Genomic DNA, 18,352 nt, shown 5'->3' with positions numbered 1-18,352 from the left:
CGATGTTTATCGGTAAAGACATGCCGAGGATTGACTCTCTGGACAAGGTGCTGGGAAGGCCGGTCTTTGCCGGCGACATGATGATGGAGGGTATGCTGCATGCCGCCATTCTGAGAAGCACGCGGCCCCATGCCATAATACGCACGATTGACAGCGCGGCCGCTCTCAAATTGGCAGGCGTCGTAAAGATCATCACTGTTCGCGACGTGCCGGGTGAAAACCTTTTCGGGATTATCAAGAAGGACCAGCCCTACCTGGCCGACGGCCGGGTCTATTGCGTCGGTCAGCCCATCCTCATTGTGGTGGCAGAGACGGAGAGGACTGCCCGGCAGGCCATGTCCCTGATAACGATCGCCTACGATGAGATTACCCCCGTTTTCGCTCCCTCTGCATCCCCGGACACAGCTCCGTCCATCCACGGGGAGTCGGGGAATCTCCTGTGCCTGCGGACGCTGATCAAGGGCGATGCCGAACGGGCCCTGGCCGATGCCGATGTGGTCGTCTCGAACACTTACAGAACTACCTGGGTGGACCATGCCTTCCTCGAGACTGAGGCCGGGATCGGTTATGTAGACGGCAGCGGCAGGATCGTTATTGCTTCCTCTACCCAGAATATCCACTACAAGAGGCGTGAGGTTTCCCGGCTTCTGGCAATCCCCGAGGAATCGGTGCAGATGATACAGACCACAACCGGGGGCGGTTTCGGAGGCAAGCTCGACATGACCGTGGAGGGCTATCTCGCGCTGGCCGTTTACCATACCAGAAGGCCCGTGCTGATGCGGTTCAGCCGGGAAGAGAGCTTTCTCTCCAATACCAAGAGACACCCCCTCTATATTGATTATACCACGGGCGTACGTAGGGACGGCTCCATCACGGGGGTGAAGGTAAGTATTGTCGGTGACACAGGCGCTTTTGTCTCTTACGGGGAAGTAGTCTGCCTCCGGGCCGCTTGCCACGCCACCGGCCCCTACGAGGTTCCTCATGCTTATGTGGAGAGCCGGATGTTCTATACGAACAACCCCGTAAGCGGGGCAATGCGTGGCTTCGGGATTCCCCAACTGGCCTTTGCCCACGAATCGCAACTGGACCAGATCGCGATGCGCCTGGGCATGGATCGTCTCGATATCAGGGTTAAAAACGCGCTCCGCAAAGGATCATATACCGCTACATCACAGTTGCTGGAGCACAGTGTGGGGCTGGTGGAGACGCTCCGGAAGGTGGAGCCCTACTGGCGCGCCCGGAAAAAGGAAAGCGATAGACGGGGCTTCGGCTTGGGGTGCATGTATTACGGATGCGGCAACACAGGCTCATCGAATCCGTCGGGATGTCACATCCGCCTCGCGGGAGACGGAAGGATCGCCCTCCATCTGGGCGCCTGTGAGATAGGACAGGGTTCCGACACGGTCCTCATGCAGATCATGATGGAGACCTTAGGCGTCGGAGGAAATGCGGTGCAGCTCGTGCGCGGCGATACGGATACGTCCCGGGATGCCGGTTCGTCTTCTGCCAGCAGACACACCTATATCACCGGTAGGGCTGTCTATGAGGCCTCGGCCAGGACGAGATCATACCTCGAAGAATCAGGGTACTACCGCGGGCGTGATCTGCGTGATATTTGCGAAGAAGCCAATGCCAGGGGGACCGCTGTCTTCGAGGGCTTTTTCGATCCGCCCACCACCCCCGTTGATCCCGCAACCTGTCAGGGCGTGCCCTACGCCACCTATGCCTTTGCCACACACATGACCGAGGTTGACGTGGACCGGGTGACGGGAGAATGCCGCATAGTGAAGGTTCATGCCGCCCATGATGTGGGAAAGGTCGTGAATCCTACCCTGGTAAAAGGCCAGGTGTACGGGGGCGTTGCCATGGGGATCGGTTTTGCCCTTATGGAGGCCTTCGAACCGGGCAAGACGGAATCCTTTGACGGCTATTACATTCCTACGTCCCTGGATATGCCCGATATCGAAGTTCACCTGGTAGAAGATGAAGAGCCGACCGGTCCCTTCGGCGCGAAGGGTGTGGGAGAGCCGGCTCTCATTCCGCAGGCGGCGGCCATAGTCAATGCCATAACGGATGCCACCGGTGCGCGGCCTTTTGAATTGCCCGTGGACATGGAGCGGCTGAAGAAACTGATTGGCTGAGTAGAACGAAGGAGGAAACATGAGCACATTGGTAATCAAGAACATAGGCAGCATTTTCACGGGTGATCTTTGCGAGCCATTCATTGATGGCCCGGTTTCTCTCTGCGTCGAGGCCGGCAAGATCATATCCATAGAGGCGGGAAACTCCCCGGACGGCGACCGGGTGATTGATGCGGGCGGTATGACTGTCTGCCCCGGTTTCATAGATTCCCACAGCCATCCGGTGTTTGGTGATTTTACTCCCCGGCAGAGCCAGTTGAACTTCATTGAAAGCAGCCTCCACGGCGGTGTGACGAGCATGATTTCCGCGGGCGAGGTGCACTTGCCGGGCAGGCCGACGGACCCCAAGGGGACGAAGGCCCTCGCCCTGCTGGCGCACCTGTCCTTTGCCAAAGCCAGGCCGGCAGGTGTCAAGGTATATGGCGGCGCGCTCATCCTGGAGAAGGGACTTGTGGAAGAGGATTTCAAGGAGCTTGCCGCCGACGGGGTCTGGCTTGTGGGTGAAATCGGTCTCGGCAGCGTCAAGGCGGCCGCAGAAGCCAGGGTGATGGCGGAATGGGCAAAGCGCTACGGCATGAAAGTGCTCATGCACGTGGGCGGCACCTCCGTTCCGGGCAGTTCCACGGTCACCTGCGAGGACGTAATGATTGCCAACCCGACCGTTGCCTGCCACCTCAATGGCGGTCCTACGAGCGTTCCCGTGTCGGAAGCGATTAAGGTCATCGAGAAGACGGAATGTGCCATCGAGATTGTCCACTGTGGCAACCTTAAAGTAGCCCTTGAGATCGTCAATTTCATGCAGAGCAAAGGCAACCTCGAGCGGCTTATCATCGGTAACGATGCGCCCTCCGGCACCGGCGTTATACCGCTCGGTATCTGGAGAATGGTTAATTTCGTCTCCGCCCTCTGCAACATCCCTGCTGAAATCGCCATTTGCTGCGCCACCGGCAATACAAAGCGGGTTTTCGGCCTGTCGCACGGATTGGTGAAGATTGGCGAAGACGCCGATCTGCAGATCATTGACGCCCCTATGGGCTCCGCAGGAAAGAACGCCAAAGCGGCCATTGAAGCGGGCGATATACCCGGCATAGCGATGGTGATCATAGACGGAGTCGTGAAGACCCAGGTGAGTAGAAACACGCCGCCGCCGGTCCGGAAAACTTCATAGGGCAGGGAAGACGAAATGAAGATAGACAGCGAAAAATGCAAGGGCTGCGGTATCTGCGCAGAAGTCTGCCCTCTTGGCGTACTCAGTGTGAAAGGCAAAAAAGTGCAGATGGCAGCGGGATGCGTTGACTGCAAGACCTGCTTGAAGGTTTGTCCGGAGGGCGTGTTCTCCTTCGAGCTTGAGGACGAAAGACCCGTGTGCACCCACTGCCCCATCATGTGCCGGATACCTGAGGGCGTTTCTGGGGCCTGTCAGAGATACTTTAATGAGGCGGGGGGGATTGTGCGCAAAGCCAGGGTTCATACCTACGCGGAGGTTGCTGATATTGTGGGCGTGGCCGCTGCGGGAGCTCTGAGTGAACCTCTTCTCACCGGCATCGGATCGGGCACCACCTATCCTGATTTCATCCCGTCCCCCTTCATAGTCACCGGTGTCCGGGACGGAATAGACATTGTTACCGTTGTCACCGAGGCTCCTTTGAGCTACAGCGGGATGAAATTGAAGGTAGACACCGATCTGAACCTCGGCCAGGAGGGCAAAAAGGTCTTTGTGAAACGGAAAGGGAAAAGGCAAGTTGGTCACCTCTGCACCGAGGAGTATGGTTCGAAAATCCTTTCCCTCGGGGGCGTCAATATCCTTACCTCAAAAGACGGTATCTTCGCCGCCAAAGTCCTTTTCGAGTTTCTGCAGGGGAAAACGATAAAGGTGGACGTTGAGGATGGACCGACCCTGGAGGTTACGCTTGGCAAGTCACCCGTGGTTGACGGTCAGGTGCGGGAGAAGATGCGCGTTGGCTGCGGTAGCGCGACGACAGGGCTGTTCGCTGCCTACATGCAAAAGGCGGCTGATGAGATTATTGTTCTGGATGGCCATATAACGGGGCTTTTCAGCGAGCACCCTTCGGGGCGGTACCTCGGCAAGAAACGATCGGGCATCCACATCGTGGGCCGGAAAAGCACGGATGGTCGCTATTTTCTGGAGAAGGGCACAGGGTGGGGCGGGACGGACATCGAGGATCCCTTGGAGGTGATAAAGGAGATAGACCTGGAGCGATGCCCAGAAGGTATGAGCCTTATGGTGACGGAAACGACGGGCAGGAATTTTGCCTATTACCGGATTAAAGGCGGCCGGTTTCAACCTGAAACGCCAACCGGGGAGGCAATGGAGTTTATCCGGGTGCTGCAGGACTCCTGTGAGGAGTCGCGAGTGAGTGCGGTCTTTGCGGCCGGTGTGGGTGGGTCGGCGCGGGCCGGAGTCACCAAAAACCCCATCAAGCTGACGCGTGCCGTCCATGCGGGCAAGGTAGCAGTCACCATCGGCGGTGCGAGACCCTTCATCTTTCCCGGCGGCGGCATCAACTTCCTCGTGGACGTGGAACGGATCCGGTATGGCAGCATCTATCTCTCGCCCACTCCCTCTTTTGTACTCCCCGTGGAGTATACGATGACCATGGAGACCTTCCGGGAGATCGGGGGGCACATTGAAGCCGTGAGACCGGTGGCAGAAGTGCTCGCGGAAATAGTGGCTGCTGAGCCTCTCCCCCGGGACTGATGCACGTCGAAATCGGTCCGGCCAGCCTGGTAATTACGGCAGAGAAGGGCGGCAGAACATTTGAATTCGAGCTCGCAAAGGTCGAAGCGGCTGTAAAAAGCATCCTGGCTGAGATCGGGGCTTACCTGCCGCTGCTGAAACAGAAGGCTTACCGGATCAAAAACGTCAAGGGTCTGCCGCCGACGGTCCGAAGCATGGTTGAGGCGACCCGGGTGGTGGATGAGGAGGGCCTTACACCCTTAGCGGCAGTAGCCGGAGCTGTGTCGGACGCGCTCAGGGAGTTCCTGAAAACTGATGCTCCTGATTTGATTATGGTCAACAACGGTGGGGATATATCCATCTTCAATAGTACGGACAAGACCCTGGGAATAGGGATTGGCAACATTGCCACGGGTAGCCCCACTCCCTATGTGTTAAGAATAGGGGGCATAAACGGATTTGGCATCGCGACGAGCGGATTTGGCGGCCGGAGTTTTACCCTCGGGCTCGCAGACCTGGCGACGGTCGTTGCCGCCACGGGAGCGGTCGCCGATGCGGCGGCGACGTTCCTGGGGAACCGGACAAACGTACCGACCGACGCCGTGGCGCGGCAAAGAGCCGGCGACATTGACCCGTTAACGGATATCCCTGACGAGCTGGTGACGATAAGGATCGGGGAAATGGAGCGGGGGCTTGTGATGCAGGCTCTCCGGAACGGTCTTGCCGAGGCTGAGCGGCTGAAAGCTCGGGGGATAATCCATGATGCTTTGATTGTAATAAAAGGGGAAATGGCGGCCACGATGGGTGCCGGGAATAATTCCATTTCTAAATCAAAGATGATATCGAGGCGGCAAGGAGGGGGCGACGAGGCGTATTGTACATACGTCGAGGAAGCCGACGACGACGCCAACAAAGATAGCGCTTTGATTGAGGAATGGAATAACATATCGTACGGGCGACGCATACATCGCCCCAACATAACGTTGGAGGTGGAACGTGGAAATTAGAAAGATTGTCACGATTGTGGAGGACATTTACCTGGACGGAGAGAAGCGAGCGGCAAAGCCCGTAAGAAAGGCGGCTGTGGCGGCGATCATCAAAAACCCCTATGCAGGTATGTTCCAGGAAGATTTGAATGCCCTGATTGATTACAGCGAGGATATCGGCAAGGTGATCTCCGATCGGGCGGTGGAGGCCCTCGGCAAGGACCGCGACGTCCAGAGTTATGGCAAGGCGGCCATCGTTGGCGAAAAGGGCGAGCTGGAACATGCGGCCGCGCTCCTCCATCCGAAATTGGGCACACCGCTGCGGGCAGCCTGCGGCGGCGGCAAGGCGATCATACCTTCCGTCAAGAAAATCGGCAGGATGGGCGACACGATAGACATACCGCTCCATTTCAAGGATGCCGCCTTTGTCCGTTCCCACTTTGACGGCATGACCATCTCCGTCAATGATGCGCCCAAAGCGGATGAAATCCTCCTCGCCGTAGCGGTGACCGACGGCGGCAGGCCCCATGCCCGCGTCGGCGGTCTCAAAACGTCAGAGGCCAAGAAGGAAGATGGATTGCGCTGAAACGGGAGGGTGCAAGCCAGAACCAGCAAAGGGGGTGGAAAAGAAAATAAACGTGGGTACATGTGCGTGTAAGACATCTTGTCTACAGGTGAATAACCTTATCCGCAGCCTGCATCGCCTCGATTATATCGGCCATGTTGGATATCTTCCCCGCCCCGATCTTTTCCCTTATGCCGTAATAATCGAGGCAGGTCTGGCAGGCAAGCACTTCGACGCCCCTTTCCTGCAGCACTCTCATTGCATCAAGGGAAGGAGATTCCGGCAATAGTAGTTGAACTCCTCGTTCCATCAGGATTATATGAGAAGGATGCTTTACCGCCTGGACTAATTTCAAGAAGAAGGTGTTCATAAGCCGACTGCCCAATTCCTGATCCTGGCTGCCGATCTTGTCCGAGGTAATGTAATAAACAAAGTTGCTCGTCGTCATCTTTTTCTTCCTTTCCGTAATCAATTAGGTGCGTTACGCTTAGCTAACACACCCTACATTTTGCGGCATCAAGTCACTGTCCCCTGGCACGAGCTTCCTGCACCAGCCGTGCATCCGTAGCAGTGATTGCCCGTAACGATTTCCCGTTGGGAAAGCTTTTCAAAATCAAAGACGGAAATATGATCCGGTACGCCGTGATCGGTGGTTAACCCAATCATCTGATTGAAATCACAGTCATAGAGACTGCCATCACAGGCGACGGAAAGGCTTCTCTTACACATTACCCTCTCCAGGGCCAGCGGATTAAAAGCATTAACCAAAGTATTCATGTAGCCTTCATAATCGTCCGTCTTTTGTAAATAATGCAAATAGCGACCGATCGGCATATTGGTGATACAAAATAGTTGATTAAAATCAACCCCATGTTTTTCTTTTAGCATCTTCCGATACTGGTTTTCCAAACAGGCCTGCGGACCAGGAATATCTGCCCCGCCGGGATTATGAACCAGATTGACAATCAGGCCACTGTTGACCTGTCCGTAGCCGCGATCATTGAGCCGATGGAGCGCCTCAATGATGCGCGGGAATACCCCTTCTCCTCTCTGCCAATCAGTCATTGTTGCCTCTGAATGGGGCAAGGAAACGATGACTTCCACGTTGCACCGTGCATAGAGATCAATAAAGCCTTCATATCCCTTTTCCAACAGGATGACCGCATTCGTGCGCACAAGCAGGCGGCGGTTCAAATCAGCGCATTTCTGAAGGAACCAGGGAAGGTCTTCATGCATTTCGGGCGCTCCGCCGGTAATGTCTATGATGGGAATGGGATGGGATTGTAAAATCTGTAAACATTGACCCATAACCGGCTTAGACATTATTTCCGTGCGCTGCGGCCCGGCCTCGACATGACAATGCTGGCATTCCAGGTTACACCGGTAGCCGACATTTATCTGTAAAGTCTCGATCCCGGCAGCCCTTAGAGGAACAGGGAGCTTTTGTGCAAAAGACGGGCTGATTTTGTTTCCTCCTTTTCTCGGTAAAAAGTTAAAAGTAAAAGGCAAAAGATTTCACTTTTCTCTTTGCGTTACCCATGCAGATACTCCTCAGTTTACCTTCTCGACAGGATATTCAGCCTCTTTCCAGGCCTTAATTCCGCCGGGCTGGCGATAGACATTTTTGTACCCGAGCTTCACGGCCCACATGGCTGCGTTATGGCTTCGGGTACATTTAACGAAGCCGCAATAAAACACAATCACACGGTCCTTGTTCGATCCCAGGAGTTTTTCCAGATTGGCCTTCATGGCATCATCCATTTTCGCCATTTCCGGAATCGGAAACTCGATCTGTACCGCTCCGGGGATGTGCTCCTTTTTATAGCTGGCTTCATAGGGCATCGTGTCCACGATCAGCATGTCCTTTTTCCGGTCAATCCACTGCTTGAGTTCTTCTGTAGAGACGATCTTGTATCCGCCCCGCTCCACTTCCCGGGCAAAGGTTACGGCGACCTTCTCCGTATCTAATTCCGCTGTTCCCCAGGCCGCCAAAGCATTGCCTGCCAAAGTAAAAAAGAAAACAACCGCCGGAACCATCAGCCAATAGCTTTTCTTTGTAAACATGTTTTTCTTCCCCTTTCCTTGTTGATTATCATTGTAAAGTTTCGCCGCTTACCCTTAACTCGCCCGCGCCCGAACTCGCCGGGACAGATAGAGAAACGGGACGACAATTCCCATAAGAAGCAGGTCCCGGAAAAAAGCCTGCTGAAGACTGTCACGCCTTGCTGTATCATTCGCGCCGAAGCAACCGCAGTCCGCGTCCAGTCCCTGTATGATTCCGTAGCCCAGGACAGCGAGAAAGAACATCAGGAGGCCGGCAATAACAGCAAGACTACCGCGCCTGTCGCCAAGCAAAGCCAGACCTGCCAGGGTCTCCAGAAGCGGAAGTCCCACGGCGACAAATGGCAATAACGTCACCGGCACAAGGCTGTACGCTGAGATGACACGGGCAAAGGCCTTGGGATCCACGAGTTTGATCGCACCGCCGTAAAGGAACAGCAGCGCCAGAATAATCCTGACGGTTCCGTACAGACCTTTTGAGAAAATTATCGCTCTAAATCTCTCTGTCATACTCATGAATTCCCTCCTTTTTCTTGTAGCGTCCGCACAACAATGGAAGCAGGCTGACCAGGATTATCAACCCCAGACCGGCGACGAAAGTAAGGGAAACCTTTCCCCGCAGTAGATCCAGCAGGGAGCTGGAAAAGACGATGAACGCGATGCAGGCGGGAAGCATGCACAAGAAGGTGGCCACGGCGTAGTGCAGGAATTTGATCCGCGTGAGACCGAAGGCATAATTGAGCAGGTTGAAGGGGAAGAGCGGAATAAGCCTGGTAAAGGCGACCACCTTCCAGCCGTGCTGCTCGGCGCTCGCGTCGAGACGCCGCCATCGGGGGCTGAGCAATTTTCCTTCCACCCACTCGCGAGCGACGTACCGGGCCACAAGAAAGGCGAGACAGGCCCCGATCGTGGAACCGATGGTTGTGTAGATGACACCCCAGAAGGGACCGAATAGAACGCCGCCGGCAATGGTAATAGGCAGTCCGGGCAGCAGCAGTGACGGCGCCAAGGCATAGATGAGCATATAGACAAACGGCGCCAGGCCCCCGACACTCTCCATCCCTTGACGGAGCGTCTCATGATCCAGATACCGTGCGGCCCCTGTAAGCCGGAAGGCAAGAACCATGGCAGCGATTACACTCAAAAGCAGGATACGGTTCATCATATTCGTCTTCATGTCCCCGCGTCTCCCGTGAAGGTTCTTTCGCGCGTGATCGGAGCGGTGATCTGGGCGATGTCCCGCTGCTGGAATGTTCTTTTCAGTTTCAGACGATTCAGATATGTAATAGGGGCCTTCGTAATTCCCACATTCCCGGCCATCGCGGCCTGCGGTTCCCACAAAAGGTCAACTATGTGGCTTGTCGGCGTGCGCCCGCTCAAATGATTGGTACAGCCGGCGCAATAGGTGATTATCCTTCTACCTCCCGCTTCTGCCTTCCGCATATCTCCCCAATTCCCAGCCAGTTCCGGCGACAGACGGGAGACAAGACCGCCTTCCCCGCAACAGAGGGTGGATTCCCCCTGGTGGGGCATCTCCTCGATGGTCAGCCCCATCTTCGCGACCAAACTGCGGATTGAGAGTTGAACCTCCGGTGAAAACCGCAGGGGACAGGGATCATGGATCGTCACGGCGCCTTCCACCTTTTCCGTAACCGGCAACGAATGTTTATCCATGATTTCATAAACGCTGCTCACCGTCAGTTCCTCCCCGCAGGCGCTGAAGATGCGTTGACAGTTCGGGCAGGCAACGACGACATTTTTCACGCCGCTTTGCACAAGATAATCCTTCATCTTCCCGAACATGGCACGGAAATAATCCTCCCGGCCCAAGTCGTGGGATATCTTCAGACAGCAATCGAGAACGATGCCGAGACTCGGTATTTCTTTTCTTAAGTGCTCATAGATTTTAAGTGTTTTATCGGACCGCGTGCCAGCGAGGGTACAGCCTGGGAAAAATACGGTGTCACAATTTTCCGGAAGAGAATAATAGCTGAAACGTTGAGAAACTCCGCGTTTTTCGTATGCCAGATAGCCCGTATGTTCCGGGTATCCCAAGGGATCGCGCCGCATCTTTTCCCGGCGCATTTCCATAAACATATCGCTGGGCTTCAGCTTTTCCGGACAAACGACGGCGCACAACTGACAGAGACTGCATTCGAAGGGCAGGACCTGACAGCTTTTTTCGTCCGGGTCATAGGATTGAGCCAGCTCGCCGGGGGTGCCGTGCTTCCGCAGGAAGGCGCAGTCCTGCTGACAGACGGTACAGCGGGTACACTTGGCGCTAATCTCTTCCAGAATTGTGTTCATGAGGTTTTTCTATATTCTTTTTATTCATAAGACAATTGAAAATTAAGAATATAAGGTGAATGATTATTCCCGGAATGAATAGCGATAGGGGGAGACCATCAAAATTGTGTGCCTCGGACAAAAAAGGCGGCGTGGTTGGAGGTAAAAACCGGCGGATTGCGTTTCAGGATTGCCGCAACGGCGCTGTGGCGCTTGAATTCATTGTCCAGGAAATGCCGCACCGATTTTCTGTCCCAGCCGCGGGGATGTTGAAAATCCGTATAGAGGGACAGGTCGCCGGCATAAAATTGTTCGTTTGCATAATCAGCCGCTTCCGGTCCGCAGATCGGCATGTTGAAGATGGCGAGGTTCAAAAAAGTTATCTCCGCCCGGTGCCTGACGACAAAATCGAGTGTCCGCCGCGCTTCTGACTTCGTCTCCGGCGGAGAGCCGAACAGCAGATAAACGTACGCCGCAATCCCTGCTCTGGCAAGACTTTTCAGCACTTGGGAAGTCATCTCTATTTCAATACCCTTGTTCAGGGCCTTGAGAACCCCCTGGTCGCCGGACTCCAAACCAAGTTTGAGCATTACGCATCCAGAGCGTTTCAGGGCCAGGCAAAAATCGTCGTTAGCGAGCTCCCTGCCGACTCTCACAAATCCATACCAGGGTACACCGGGAGATTCTTCCGTCAGGGCGCGCAAGAGCGCCGGGCTAATCGCGTTGTCGAGCAGGTGGAGCAGGACGGGCTGCCGTTCCCTGATCAGCTCATTCAGCTCGATCATTACCTGTTGCGGGGGAAGGGGCCGATAGGGATTGTCTTCGGCTGTTTCCGGACAAAAAGAACATTGCCCCCAATAGCAGCCGTTTGCCGCACTGTAGGGAAGAATGAATCCAGGCGCCAGATAATCATGCAGAGGCAGGGAACTGTAATCCGGCCTACCCGCACCTCCTTCTATCTGCTTTCTGCCCAGCAATTTAAGCAAGGGATGCTCCCCCGGCCCCGCGATCAAGTGGTCCACGAGCTCGCCAAAGGGATTTATCCAGCCCGGTCTTTGCAGCCAGGAAGTTACGAGTCCTCCTCCCAGTATCACCTTCATTCCGGGATGCTCCGTCCTGATATAGCCGATCAGGGCAAAGGCGCACAGGGCCTGGCTCAAATAATTAAGGGAAATCCCGACCATCCCCATCTTCCCCTGCTCGATCAGGTCCGGCAAGCGCATTTTGAAATAAGGGTAAAACGGATTTTCCTGAAAATTGGCGGCGGCCTGGAGCAGATCGGCGCTCCTGACGGGAGATAGAAACTCATTTTGATAATCTGTCAGCCCGACCGTGGTCCGGCTTTCCCGGCATGAAACAGCGAGGAGGCGCTGCAAGTCACTGACGGCCCGGGCATACCGGGCCGGAGATTGGTAGATTTTCTGGTCTTGCAGCGCGGCGATGTGCTCCGACCGATGATGGATGGCCCGGCGGCTCCAAGTGTCCGATGCATCAACGGGCTGCTGCATGAGATAGAACAGTCCTTCGATGTTGGCATCCAGTACCAGGCACGGTATGCCCTGACGGTTCAGCGCCCCGGCAAGTCTGGCGATACCGGCCGGGGGCTCGCCTGGTTTCGCCACGGGAGGGTGGATAAGAATCAAGGGGACTCCTTCATAATTGCTTGAGACTTTACTTCGTTTGGACCTTTTATCGGGCCTTCAACATCATGAAGCTAAAATGCCGTCCCGTCCGGCCGCAATCACGCCGGTGGGAAAAAAAGATGTCGCTCCGGCATGAGGTGCAATGACTACCGGAAAAGATATTCTCCACCGGGACGCCGTGCTGTTCCAGTTGGGTTCTGTTTACCAGGGCCAGATCCAGCATCCATCTGTCCTTTGACACGCCAGGGTGGACAAAAGGCGCCCTCCCTGCTGCCGGATAAACTTTGAGCGCCTCGTAAACGGCGGCATCAACCTCGTAGCAGCAGGGACCGATTGCCGGACCGATCGCCGCCAGAATGTCGCCGGGCTGCGAGGAGAAGCGTTCCACGAAGACATCTACCGCCTGGCCCGCAATGTTCAGAGCCGTCCCCCGCCAACCTGCATGCACGACGCCAATCACGCGTTTGACACGATCAACGAGGAAAAGAGGCACGCAATCGGCAGTCCTGACTCCGATGGCGATCTCCGGCCGGTTAGTTACCAGAGCATCGCAGACGTGCGCCTCCGTGGGAATCAAGGGAGAAGTAGCAATAATTCCGGGCTCCTTACTGTCAATCGTGACAATTCGGTCGCCGTGCATCTGGCGCATCAACACAAACTGCGGCAGGTCAAGTTCGAAGGCTTCGGTCAGCAGCCGCCAGTTTGACGCCACGTCTTCAGGCCGGTCTCCTTCCCGGTAACTGAAATTAAGACCGGCGAAACTGCCCTCACTGACGCCGCCCAACCGGGTAAGAAAGGCATGAACGAGAAAATCGCACTCCGCGAGCGGCAGCGCCTCCAGATATTCAAGGGCTCCCCGGCGGTAAAATCTGAATGACGACAAGGCGTGCCACCCTTTCTATAGTCCCATTAGCGTTAGCTTAAGTAGCAACGTCATTCCGGTGGAAGCTGGAATAAAGTCATTTTACCTGAAAATACGAATCAAATCCCCCTTACTCCCCCTTTGCTAAAGGGGGACGTTACTATTCCCCTCTTTGGCAAAGAGGGGTTAAGGGAGCGCTAATGGGCATCGCCGCGCAAAAATTGGCACAGGGCCAACATGTCCTCCGGCAGAGGGGATGAAAAGCTTACCGGCTGGGCCGTAACCGGATGGATAAAGCTGAGCAGGGAGGAGTGCAGGGCCGGCCTGGTGAGCGCCTTTAATTTTTCCTTCAGCAGCGGATCGGTGAGCGTCTTTACCCGGCCGGCGCCGCCATAAACGGCGTCTCCCACGATGGGATTGCCGGCATGATGGAGATGGACCCTTATCTGATGGGTTCTCCCGGTCTCAATAACTACCTGCAATAACGTAATGGAGCCGTACCGCTCACTAACCCGCCAGCAGGTGCGGGCTTCTTTGCCGCGCCGGGTACGGGTGGACATCTTCTTGCGGTCCACCGTATCGCGTCCCACGGGCGCATGGATTACGCCTTCCTCACCCTTAATATCGCCATACACGAGCGCCTGATAGGTTTTTTTCACCTCGTGCCTTTTGAACTGCGCCGCCAGCCCCTGGTGTGCTGCATCGGACTTGGCCACTACCATCAGCCCCGAAGTCCCTTTATCCAGACGATGCACGATCCCGGGCCGCATGACGCCGCCGATCCCCGAAAGATCCCGACAATGAAAGAGGAGGGCATGAACCAGGGTGCCCTGGTAGTTGCCCGCGGCCGGATGGACGACGAGCCCGGCCGGTTTATCAATCACCAGCAGAGAGGCGTCTTCATAGACAACATGCAAGGGGATGTTTTCGGGCTCGACGTCATAGGGCGTTGCGGGCGGCTGCTCAAAAACGAGCCGGTCTCCCTCCCGCAGGCGCTGCCCCGCTTTGGCCGGTAAATCGTTAAGGTGGACATGCCCGCCAACGATCGCTTTCTGAATCTGCGCCCGGGACAGGAGGCCGGGGCGGGACGCAAGAAAGACATCAAGGCGGGTGCCGTTTTCCTCCTTATCTATCTGGAAGGAATGGATGTTTTTCATGTCCCGGAACCGGACATATTGGGGACAGATTTGAAATCTGTCCCCAAATTCATTTTTTCTGTAATAATTTTGAGACCTTCCGTGATGAGCGGCAAGTCTTCTGCGCCGATGGTCCTTAAATCCAGCAGCACCTCGTCGTCGGCGATTCTCGCCAGAATGGGGACGGCTAATCTCCTGAGCTCGGTCTCCAATCTGCCGGCGGATATCTGCCCGGCCCGCAAGGCAACCAGGGCCGTCGGAATTTCGCGCGTGGGAAGCGCCCCGCCGCCGGCCAGAGAGTAACCTTTTTTGAGGGAAATCGCCCATCCGGACGGAAGCGTCTCTTTCAGCATGGTCAGCAGTTTCCGGGCGCGGCGGGTCACGGCCGCCTGCGGCTCCGTCAAGGCCTTCAGCACCGGGATATTTTTCACGGCGGCTGCCGGCGTCAGGTATTGCAGCAAAGTGCCCTCTAAAGCCGCCAGGGTCAGTTTATCAATCCGCAGCGCCCGATTGAGGGGATTTCTTTTGATCTTTTGCAGGACTGATGCCTTCCCGAGGATGATGCCCGCCTGGGGGCCGCCCAGCAGCTTGTCGCCGCTAAACGTTACTACATCTACATCCTTGGCCAGCACCTCCTGCACGGTGGGTTCTCGCTCCTGGCCATAACGGTCCAGCTCGATCAGGCAACCGCTCCCCAGGTCGTCAACAACCGGCACCCGGTGTTTTTTCCCGAGCGCAACCAGTTCCTCCAGTCCCGCTTCTTCGGTAAATCCCACCATGCGGAAATTGCTGGTATGGACCTTCAGGATTACGCCGGTTTCAGCACTGATTGCCTTTTCATAATCCGCCTGCCGGGTGCGGTTGGTTGTCCCCACCTCACGCAGACGGGCGCCGCTTTTTTCCATGACCTCCGGGATACGGAACTCGCCGCCGATTTCAATTAACTCCCCACGGGAAACAATGGCTTCCCGGCCGTCGGCCAGGGTGTTCAACGCCAGCAGTACCGCCGCGGCATTGTTATTGACTAACAGGGCGTCTTCCGCCCCCGTCAATACGCAGAGCAGGCGCTGCACGTGATCATAACGCAGTCCCCGCTGACCTTTTTCCAGATCAAATTCCAGGTTGGAATAGTTTTCCCCCACCTCCATCAGCCGGGCCAGTGCCTCCGGACAAAGGGGCGCCCGGCCGAGGTTAGTGTGAATGACGATACCCGTGGCGTTTATCACGCGACGAAGCCGGTAACGGCTCAAATCTAAAAGCTCTGTTATCACCTGTTCCGCTGCATTTGCCAGAGCCGTTTCCCGGTTCGGCAGGAGGTAGTCCTCCTCGACTTCTGCCGCCAGAATTCTTTGCCTCAGATCGGCAACGGTTTGCCGGCAGAAAGACCTCACCACGTCCCGCGGCGCCTGGCTAAAAATGCCTCCCTTTTCCAGCAGGAGCATCAATTCGTCTATCTTGGGCAAATTTTTAAGTCTGCTATTCTTTTTATCAGTTGTTGTCTTCATTATTATAAACCTTTTAATAAAGTTTCTGCAGAGCAGCACCGCGAAAATAGTGCCGCAGAATTTCCGGGGCGGTAAATCCCCGGGTGGCCATGACGGCTGCCCCGATCTGGCACAAGCCGACCCCATGCCCCCAACCGGCGCCCCGCAGGGTAAAACGCTGCGGGATACCGGCAGGATCTCGTTCCACCGACACGGTAAAGGCGCTGCTGAGCAGATGACTTTTGGACAGCGCCCGCCGGATCTCCAACTCCTTGCCCACAATGAAGGATGCCTTTCGGCCTCGGATCTGCAAGCGGAATATCCTCCCCGAAGGTCCGCGCGCCAGGGGAATCAGATCCAATAGCGTCCCCACGTCGCGGCCTGTTTTTGCCGCGATCAGTTCCTCCAGCTCCGGCCGGCTGTACACCACCTGCCACCGGAAGAAGTCCAGCGTCTCCTGGTCGAAAGCGGGGAGAATCTGCCGTAGGATGTCTCTATCACTGGTGTTGCAGTAGGCATCAGGCGAGGAACATAACCAGCCTTCCGCCTCACTGTCGGTCCGCACGGGCGGATAATCGTTCGCCGAATCGGAAACGGAAGTCAGGTAGGGCACCTTTTCATCTTCCCAGGCGGTAGCGAAATCTTCCGTCAGTCCCCCGCAAGCCTTGTGGTAACGGGCATCACATATCTCATCACCATGGATGAGAAAGAGACCGCGCGTTGCGTGCACCGCCTCCGTGGCTCTTTCGGCCTGGCCCTCCGGGAGACCTTGATACCGCTGACAATGATCGTCGGCGCAAACGTCAAAATTATCGTGCTCTTCCCGCCCGTACCAGCGGACGATTTCCCCCTCCGGCGGCCCTGCAGAAACCTCTAATTGTCGCGCAGGAGCTTTTTTATCCTTCCGCCCCAGCACGGCCGCAAGCCAACTGCGGGAAATAACGGCATGGGCCTTCAAGAATTCGAGCGGCGCCGCGGCGCTCATCTCCGAGGCGATCACACTTACCAAGTATTCCTCCAGGCCGATCTCGTTAATGACAGCCAGCGTATTGTCGGATAATGCCAGCACCCGCAGGTCGCCGTGGAATGTCTCCTGCCGCCGGCGTTCCCAGTGGAAATTGACGCCGATCGTCACATCGCTGATGCTGAAGGTCGTGTCCTCTTCGGGTTGGGCAAGAATCTGCTGCCCGGGGTGTAACTCCTGACCGCTTTCCTCAACGCCTCTAAGCTGGCCGGCCTCCGTCCACAGGTCTATTATCCCGGAGATCGGGCGGCCCTCCTGACGAAAGGAACCGTTGAATCTGATCCTGACCTTTTCATATCCTGCGCAGATACCGACCTTGATCTGCGGCTCAACACTGATCATGGCTACCTTCTCTTTAGCAAGCTTGATAAGCTCTCTTACTACAAACCACCGGAAAATACTAACAGCAAAAAAGATTGACTGCTAACGGCATTCGTGTATTCTATCGCGAAAATATCAACGAGAGGGGGGACACCAAGATGCCGTTAATTATTATTGAAGCCGACGAGGGAAGAACCATCGAACAAAAGAGAGGGCTCGTCAAGGACATCACCGCCGCCGTTTGTAAAAATTTCAATGTCCCACCGGATATGGTCAGCATTCACATTCACGAAGGGAAAAAAGAAAATCGGGCGAAGGCGGGTAAGCTGGCCAGCGATTAATAGGTAAATTTATCCCCCAATCTAAGGTTGTCTTGACGATGGAAGAAAGAAAAGTTTTTTTCGGTCCGGAAGATGTCCGCCTGGAGGGGCTCTATGCCAACTCGGGTGGAGCTGTGGGCGCCGTGATCTCGCATCCTCATCCTCTCCGGGGTGGTGATATGAGTAATCCAATTGTGGATATCCTGGCTGAAGCCCTTTTTGCCGCTGGTATTTCAACCCTGCGTTTCAATTTCCGGGGAGTCGGAAAGAGCTCAGGAACCCACGACGACGGACGGGGCGAACAGGATGATGTCCTGGCAGCGATCTCCTTCCTGGAGGAACAAGGGATGCGAGAGATCATGCTGGCCGGTTATTCATTCGGGGCGTGGGTGAGTGCCGGTATTCTCAATCGCAGAAAACTGCTCCCGGCAGTCTTCGTTTCACCACCGGTCGATCTTTTTAGTTTTGACTTAGCGACATTGCGGGGCAAGGTGGGCATTATTATCTGCGGTGACCGGGATAAGTACTGTCCGACCGACAGGATAAAAATCGTAGCGGCTGAGCTTGCCTGCCGCCTGGATATCATCCCTGATGCAGATCATTTCTTCCAATCACGAGAAAATGATTTTGCCGCCTGTGTGAAAAACTATACGAGTCAATTGCAAAGGTCGCATAATTGACCCGCATGTCATTCCGGCGGAGGCCGGAATCCAGGGATTTAAACGTGTTACAAGCGCACTGGACACCGGTTTTCACCGGTGTGACGAGTTTTGCAATTGGCTCTAACAACTTAAAATTGACGAATATATGACAAAGAGAGCAGGC

General features: G+C 55.6%; 18 protein-coding genes. 7 read left to right on the top strand and 11 right to left on the bottom strand.

What is annotated here, in order from left to right:
- Positions 1-2: 2 nt before the first annotated feature.
- The 5 genes from NT140_08425 to NT140_08405 are packed head-to-tail and all read left to right on the top strand — an operon-like array spanning position 3 to position 6,411.
- Entirely contained in the window at positions 3-2,141 is a 2,139-nt protein-coding gene (locus NT140_08425; protein MCX5831897.1) for a xanthine dehydrogenase family protein molybdopterin-binding subunit, read from the top strand.
- A 19-nt stretch (positions 2,142-2,160) separates the two neighbouring features.
- Entirely contained in the window at positions 2,161-3,309 is a 1,149-nt protein-coding gene (locus NT140_08420; GenBank protein MCX5831896.1) for an amidohydrolase family protein, read from the top strand.
- 15 nt (positions 3,310-3,324) lie between these two features.
- Complete coding sequence (locus NT140_08415) at positions 3,325-4,860, top strand: 4Fe-4S dicluster domain-containing protein (protein MCX5831895.1); 1,536 nt, start codon at positions 3,325-3,327, stop codon at positions 4,858-4,860.
- On the top strand, positions 4,860-5,846 hold the full coding sequence (locus NT140_08410) for a hypothetical protein (protein ID MCX5831894.1): 987 nt from the start codon (positions 4,860-4,862) through the stop codon (positions 5,844-5,846). Before NT140_08415 ends, NT140_08410 begins: the two co-directional genes overlap by 1 nt.
- The gene (locus NT140_08405; protein ID MCX5831893.1) at positions 5,836-6,411 is read left to right on the top strand and encodes an amino acid synthesis family protein; all 576 of its coding nucleotides are present in this window, start codon (positions 5,836-5,838) and stop codon (positions 6,409-6,411) included. The genes NT140_08410 and NT140_08405 overlap by 11 nt, the downstream gene beginning before the upstream one ends.
- A gap of 82 nt (positions 6,412-6,493) precedes the next feature.
- Here NT140_08405 and yedF read toward each other — a convergent pair whose 3' ends face one another.
- The 11 genes from yedF to NT140_08350 all read right to left on the bottom strand — a co-directional run bounded on the left by yedF (position 6,494) and on the right by NT140_08350 (position 17,228).
- Positions 6,494-6,838 carry a sulfurtransferase-like selenium metabolism protein YedF gene (gene yedF / locus NT140_08400; protein MCX5831892.1) on the bottom strand — a complete coding sequence of 115 codons (345 nt, stop codon included), beginning with the start codon at positions 6,836-6,838 and terminating at the stop codon, positions 6,494-6,496.
- 68 nt (positions 6,839-6,906) lie between these two features.
- Positions 6,907-7,899 (bottom strand): arsenosugar biosynthesis radical SAM protein ArsS, encoded by a 993-nt coding sequence (gene arsS / locus NT140_08395; protein MCX5831891.1) that lies wholly within the window; start codon positions 7,897-7,899, stop codon positions 6,907-6,909.
- Between the two features lie 42 nt (positions 7,900-7,941).
- Positions 7,942-8,454, bottom strand: a complete 513-nt coding sequence (locus NT140_08390; GenBank protein MCX5831890.1) for a rhodanese-like domain-containing protein — start codon at positions 8,452-8,454, stop codon at positions 7,942-7,944.
- Between the two features lie 54 nt (positions 8,455-8,508).
- Complete coding sequence (locus tag NT140_08385) at positions 8,509-8,967, bottom strand: hypothetical protein (protein MCX5831889.1); 459 nt, start codon at positions 8,965-8,967, stop codon at positions 8,509-8,511.
- Positions 8,945-9,628: a TVP38/TMEM64 family protein gene (locus tag NT140_08380; protein MCX5831888.1), complete on the bottom strand. Its 684-nt coding sequence runs from the start codon at positions 9,626-9,628 to the stop codon at positions 8,945-8,947. The genes NT140_08385 and NT140_08380 overlap by 23 nt, the downstream gene beginning before the upstream one ends.
- Positions 9,625-10,758 carry a (Fe-S)-binding protein gene (locus NT140_08375; protein ID MCX5831887.1) on the bottom strand — a complete coding sequence of 378 codons (1,134 nt, stop codon included), beginning with the start codon at positions 10,756-10,758 and terminating at the stop codon, positions 9,625-9,627. Before NT140_08375 ends, NT140_08380 begins: the two co-directional genes overlap by 4 nt.
- Before the next feature lie 98 nt (positions 10,759-10,856).
- The gene (locus NT140_08370) at positions 10,857-12,380 is read right to left on the bottom strand and encodes a radical SAM protein (GenBank protein MCX5831886.1); all 1,524 of its coding nucleotides are present in this window, start codon (positions 12,378-12,380) and stop codon (positions 10,857-10,859) included.
- A 46-nt stretch (positions 12,381-12,426) separates the two neighbouring features.
- Positions 12,427-13,263: a peptidoglycan editing factor PgeF gene (pgeF, locus tag NT140_08365; GenBank protein ID MCX5831885.1), complete on the bottom strand. Its 837-nt coding sequence runs from the start codon at positions 13,261-13,263 to the stop codon at positions 12,427-12,429.
- 176 nt (positions 13,264-13,439) lie between these two features.
- Positions 13,440-14,399, bottom strand: a complete 960-nt coding sequence (locus tag NT140_08360) for an RluA family pseudouridine synthase (protein MCX5831884.1) — start codon at positions 14,397-14,399, stop codon at positions 13,440-13,442.
- Complete coding sequence (gene selA, locus NT140_08355; GenBank protein ID MCX5831883.1) at positions 14,396-15,883, bottom strand: L-seryl-tRNA(Sec) selenium transferase; 1,488 nt, start codon at positions 15,881-15,883, stop codon at positions 14,396-14,398. Before selA ends, NT140_08360 begins: the two co-directional genes overlap by 4 nt.
- A 13-nt stretch (positions 15,884-15,896) precedes the next feature.
- Positions 15,897-17,228, bottom strand: a complete 1,332-nt coding sequence (locus NT140_08350) for a SpoIID/LytB domain-containing protein (protein MCX5831882.1) — start codon at positions 17,226-17,228, stop codon at positions 15,897-15,899.
- Between the two features lie 113 nt (positions 17,229-17,341).
- Between NT140_08350 and NT140_08345 the strand changes: the two genes are divergently transcribed.
- Both NT140_08345 and NT140_08340 read left to right on the top strand, forming a co-directional pair.
- Positions 17,342-17,548 (top strand): tautomerase family protein, encoded by a 207-nt coding sequence (locus NT140_08345; protein ID MCX5831881.1) that lies wholly within the window; start codon positions 17,342-17,344, stop codon positions 17,546-17,548.
- Positions 17,549-17,586: 38 nt separating this feature from the next.
- Entirely contained in the window at positions 17,587-18,207 is a 621-nt protein-coding gene (locus tag NT140_08340; protein ID MCX5831880.1) for an alpha/beta hydrolase, read from the top strand.
- Positions 18,208-18,352 lie beyond the last annotated feature (145 nt).

It is taken from the genome of Deltaproteobacteria bacterium (assembly GCA_026388415.1).
Classification (GTDB): Bacteria; Desulfobacterota; Syntrophia; order Syntrophales; family JACQWR01; genus JAPLJV01.
This window is presented reverse-complemented; position numbering and strand designations above follow the sequence as displayed.

Coding starts and splice junctions, on each gene's coding strand:
- NT140_08425 (MCX5831897.1), top strand. CDS start 3: ATGTTTATCGGTAAAGACATGCCGAGGATTGACTCTCTGGACAAGGTG.
- NT140_08385 (MCX5831889.1), bottom strand. CDS start 8,967: ATGAGTATGACAGAGAGATTTAGAGCGATAATTTTCTCAAAAGGTCTG.
- NT140_08390 (MCX5831890.1), bottom strand. CDS start 8,454: ATGTTTACAAAGAAAAGCTATTGGCTGATGGTTCCGGCGGTTGTTTTC.
- NT140_08420 (MCX5831896.1), top strand. CDS start 2,161: ATGAGCACATTGGTAATCAAGAACATAGGCAGCATTTTCACGGGTGAT.
- selA (MCX5831883.1), bottom strand. CDS start 15,883: ATGAAGACAACAACTGATAAAAAGAATAGCAGACTTAAAAATTTGCCC.
- yedF (MCX5831892.1), bottom strand. CDS start 6,838: ATGACGACGAGCAACTTTGTTTATTACATTACCTCGGACAAGATCGGC.
- NT140_08410 (MCX5831894.1), top strand. CDS start 4,860: ATGCACGTCGAAATCGGTCCGGCCAGCCTGGTAATTACGGCAGAGAAG.
- NT140_08375 (MCX5831887.1), bottom strand. CDS start 10,758: ATGAACACAATTCTGGAAGAGATTAGCGCCAAGTGTACCCGCTGTACC.
- NT140_08415 (MCX5831895.1), top strand. CDS start 3,325: ATGAAGATAGACAGCGAAAAATGCAAGGGCTGCGGTATCTGCGCAGAA.
- NT140_08340 (MCX5831880.1), top strand. CDS start 17,587: ATGGAAGAAAGAAAAGTTTTTTTCGGTCCGGAAGATGTCCGCCTGGAG.
- NT140_08360 (MCX5831884.1), bottom strand. CDS start 14,399: ATGAAAAACATCCATTCCTTCCAGATAGATAAGGAGGAAAACGGCACC.
- NT140_08350 (MCX5831882.1), bottom strand. CDS start 17,228: ATGATCAGTGTTGAGCCGCAGATCAAGGTCGGTATCTGCGCAGGATAT.
- NT140_08380 (MCX5831888.1), bottom strand. CDS start 9,628: ATGAAGACGAATATGATGAACCGTATCCTGCTTTTGAGTGTAATCGCT.